The following is a 3,138-nucleotide window of genomic DNA, read 5'->3' as shown; positions in this document are numbered from 1 at the left end:
CGGACTTCGTCCTGCGAGATTTTAGAACGGACTTCGTCCTTCGAGAGGAGCTTGTGGTGAGAGAGTCGAAAGTAGCAGGCAGCGCTGGCTAATATTTAGGTTTAATTGTCTGAATTTAAAAGAAAAGGGTTAACATGCACTGTCAACCCTTCCACGATTTTCTCGCTTCTCGCTTATTTCTTCAAACTCAACGTGCCGCCTTTTGGCTTAGCTGGGCGCGGTGCTTTATCTGAAGCAGGCTTATAGAAAGTCTTGCCTTTAGCCGGTTTACCTTTTGGCTCACTTTGCTTATCGCTGTTGCGACCCTTCTTAGAGTTTGGTGCGTGACGGAACTCGTCGGCATTGCGGCCTTTAAAGGTGCGTTGTTTTTGGTTGCGACGAGCTTTTGATTCCTGATTTTCTTCGCGGCTATCGAAGAGCTTAGCATCAGTCGCGCGGCGGATACGTTTACCTTTAGCGTCCATCTTTGATGCTTCTTCTGTGCCGCTCGAGTCTTCACACATCGCCAGGATCTCAGCAACTTCTGCATCTGTTAGGTAGCGCCATTGACCGTTTGGAATACCATCAAGGGAGATGTTCATAATACGGACGCGACGCAGTTTAAATACTTCGTAGCCTAGTGCTTCACACATGCGGCGGATCTGACGGTTTAAGCCTTGAGTCAGTACGATACGGAAAGAGTACTTAGTCTCTTTTTCCACTTTACAAGGTAGAGTGACAGTATCGAGAATATTGACGCCTGATGACATCTTTTTAATGAAGTCATCACTGATTGGTTTGTCGACGCGAACAACATACTCTTTTTCGTGGTTGTTACCAGCACGAAGGATTTTGTTTACGATGTCGCCATCGTTGGTTAGGAAGATCAGACCGTCAGAAGGTTTATCCAGACGACCGATCGGGAAGATACGTTTCTTGTGGCCGACAAAATCGACAATATTACCTGGGATATCACGTTCAGTAGTACAGGTAATACCGGTTGGCTTGTTGAGAGCGATATAGATTGGTTTGTCGCTAGCTGCCGCAATTGGCTTATCATCGACACGAACGTCGTCACCTGATTGCACTTTTGTGCCCATTTCCGGGATTTTACCATTGATGGTTACTCGGCCTTGTTCAATAAGACGGTCCGCTTCACGACGTGAGCAAAAGCCAGTCTCACTAATGAATTTATTTAGGCGTTTACCAGTATCTTGTGACATGTTGTTCTCCTAACGTTTCACAACGGCGGTTAATAAAATGTGCTGACGAAAATATCAGCACATGAAGGGCGCGCATTCTAGCACTGTGTGAGCGGTTAACCCAATCGTTTTTGATGACGCTCGCGAGTTTCTATCTTTTTCTCGGCACTTTTTCTTAGCAATACATAGACAGCACCTGTACCACCGTGGAAACGCTGTGCGCTATGGACACACTGAACTTCCTTTATTTGCATCAGCCATTGGGCGACGAAGCTTTTCATTAGTGCTGGTGGATTAGAGCGTTCGCCCTTGCCATGAACAATAACCACGGTACGAATATCCATTCGCATACACTGTTTTAAAAACTTAACGACTTCATCACGTGCTTGTTCAAGTGTACGTTTATGCAAGTCTAGTCTGGCCTGAATAGGATACTTGGCGAGACGCAACTTTTTATATACCCCGTCCTGTACACCGTCGCGCTTGAACTCAATGATATCGTCAGGCTTGATCATCTCTGCATGATCAATAGAAAGGTATTCAGGGTCGTCTTCGGTTAACCAGATGGCAGCTTCGCGTTTAGCGAGTTGAGCATCAGTCACTTGGTGGTTTTTTTTGTGTTCGGTTGTGTCTTGCTTGATAGGTTTCACATCCCCCATCATTTGTTGAAACAGACCGAAATCATCGTCTTGAGACATAGCGACATCACTGCATGGGAAATTAATAACAATATTATACCCAACAGGGAAAGGGAGAGGTCAAGATTTTGTAGTGCGGAAATAAAAAACCGAAGCAGACAATGTATCTACTTCGGTGCATAGCGAATTATCTATTCCGAGAAATAGGGCTAAGCGATTCTAGTGAGGAGATTTGTCGTTCATCACTTTGTAGATGATGAAACCGCCATAGAATAGCATTAGACCTAAGGCCCCAAAGATAACAATCATTGATGATAGACCTACCGCATTACCAAATAGGAGATCAAGCCAAAAGTCCATAGTTCCTCCATTGACTACAAAGTGTGATGACAGGGGTTAAGGTAAACCTTGGTTAAATATGCAACACTGATCTGGATCAATTGTTGTTATTAGGTTGCGAATTTGTTTGTCTTGATGTGTTTTTGCTCACACTTTGTCGCCCGTCGATGATGTTTTAGTCAATCGGACTTAATTTTTCAAAAAGTTACCTAAAATGGCTTGCGTAAATGCTGAGAATCCGTAATATACGCTTCCGTTGACGGGGATAACTCCTCAGAAAACATTCTCGGTGAATAGCGCAGCTTGGTAGCGCATCTGGTTTGGGACCAGAGGGTCGGGGGTTCGAATCCCTCTTCACCGACCATATTTAGAAAGCCTGCTTATATAGCAGGCTTTCGTCTTTTTGAGGCAGGGCATTTGTTAATAGAGGATTGAAACCCGAGAGGGGGTTCGTCTGAAGTTAGAACCTGGCTCTTCACCGACCATATTCAGAAAGCCGTAGCAGAAATGCTACGGCTTTCGTCATTTTAGTCGAAGTGAGTTTTTATTAGGAACTGAAACCCGAGAGGGGGTTCGCCTGATGTTAGGATCTGGCTCTTCACCGACCATATTTAGAAAGCCTGCTTTTATAGCAGGCTTTCGTCGTTTTGAGGCTTTCTGAATCTAGAACGCTTCGCTCCGAGAGTCGAGAAATTAGAACGCTGCGCTTCGAGAACGGACTTCGTCCTACGAGAATTTAGAACGGGCTGCGCCCTTCGAGAGGTGCACGTTATAGATGCTGAGTAGGTATCTGATACAGAGTTTTTTGTTAGGGACTTACGTCTAAAAATACAGAAAAAAGGTTGACGCCTTAACGTCAACCTTCCAAAAACTCGTTTCTCGTTTCTCGTTTCTCGTTTCTCGTTTCTCGTTTCTCGTTTCTCGTTTCTCGTTTCTCGTTTCTCGTTTCTCGTTTCTCGTTTCTCGTTTCTCGTTTCTCG

General features: G+C 44.8%; 3 protein-coding genes and 1 tRNA gene. 1 reads left to right on the top strand and 3 read right to left on the bottom strand.

Annotation, left to right across the window (positions count from 1 at the left end; genetic code table 11):
- Positions 1–173: 173 nt before the first annotated feature.
- The 3 genes from rluF to RH46_RS21725 all read right to left on the bottom strand — a co-directional run bounded on the left by rluF (position 174) and on the right by RH46_RS21725 (position 2,179).
- A complete protein-coding gene (gene rluF, locus RH46_RS04400; protein WP_006878197.1) occupies positions 174–1,202 on the bottom strand; it encodes a 23S rRNA pseudouridine(2604) synthase RluF in 1,029 nt (342 codons plus the stop codon).
- A 95-nt stretch (positions 1,203–1,297) separates the two neighbouring features.
- On the bottom strand, positions 1,298–1,879 hold the full coding sequence (gene smrA, locus RH46_RS04395; protein ID WP_006878196.1) for a DNA endonuclease SmrA: 582 nt from the start codon (positions 1,877–1,879) through the stop codon (positions 1,298–1,300).
- A 159-nt stretch (positions 1,880–2,038) separates the two neighbouring features.
- The gene (locus RH46_RS21725; RefSeq protein WP_005476401.1) at positions 2,039–2,179 is read right to left on the bottom strand and encodes a DUF3149 domain-containing protein; all 141 of its coding nucleotides are present in this window, start codon (positions 2,177–2,179) and stop codon (positions 2,039–2,041) included.
- Positions 2,180–2,445: 266 nt separating this feature from the next.
- On the opposite strand from RH46_RS21725, the gene RH46_RS04385 reads away from it, so the two are divergent.
- A tRNA-Pro gene (locus RH46_RS04385) sits at positions 2,446–2,522 on the top strand.
- Positions 2,523–3,138: the final 616 nt, after the last annotated feature.

This window comes from Vibrio brasiliensis LMG 20546, assembly GCF_000189255.1.
GTDB classification, from domain to species: domain Bacteria; phylum Pseudomonadota; class Gammaproteobacteria; order Enterobacterales; family Vibrionaceae; genus Vibrio; species Vibrio brasiliensis.
This window is presented reverse-complemented; position numbering and strand designations above follow the sequence as displayed.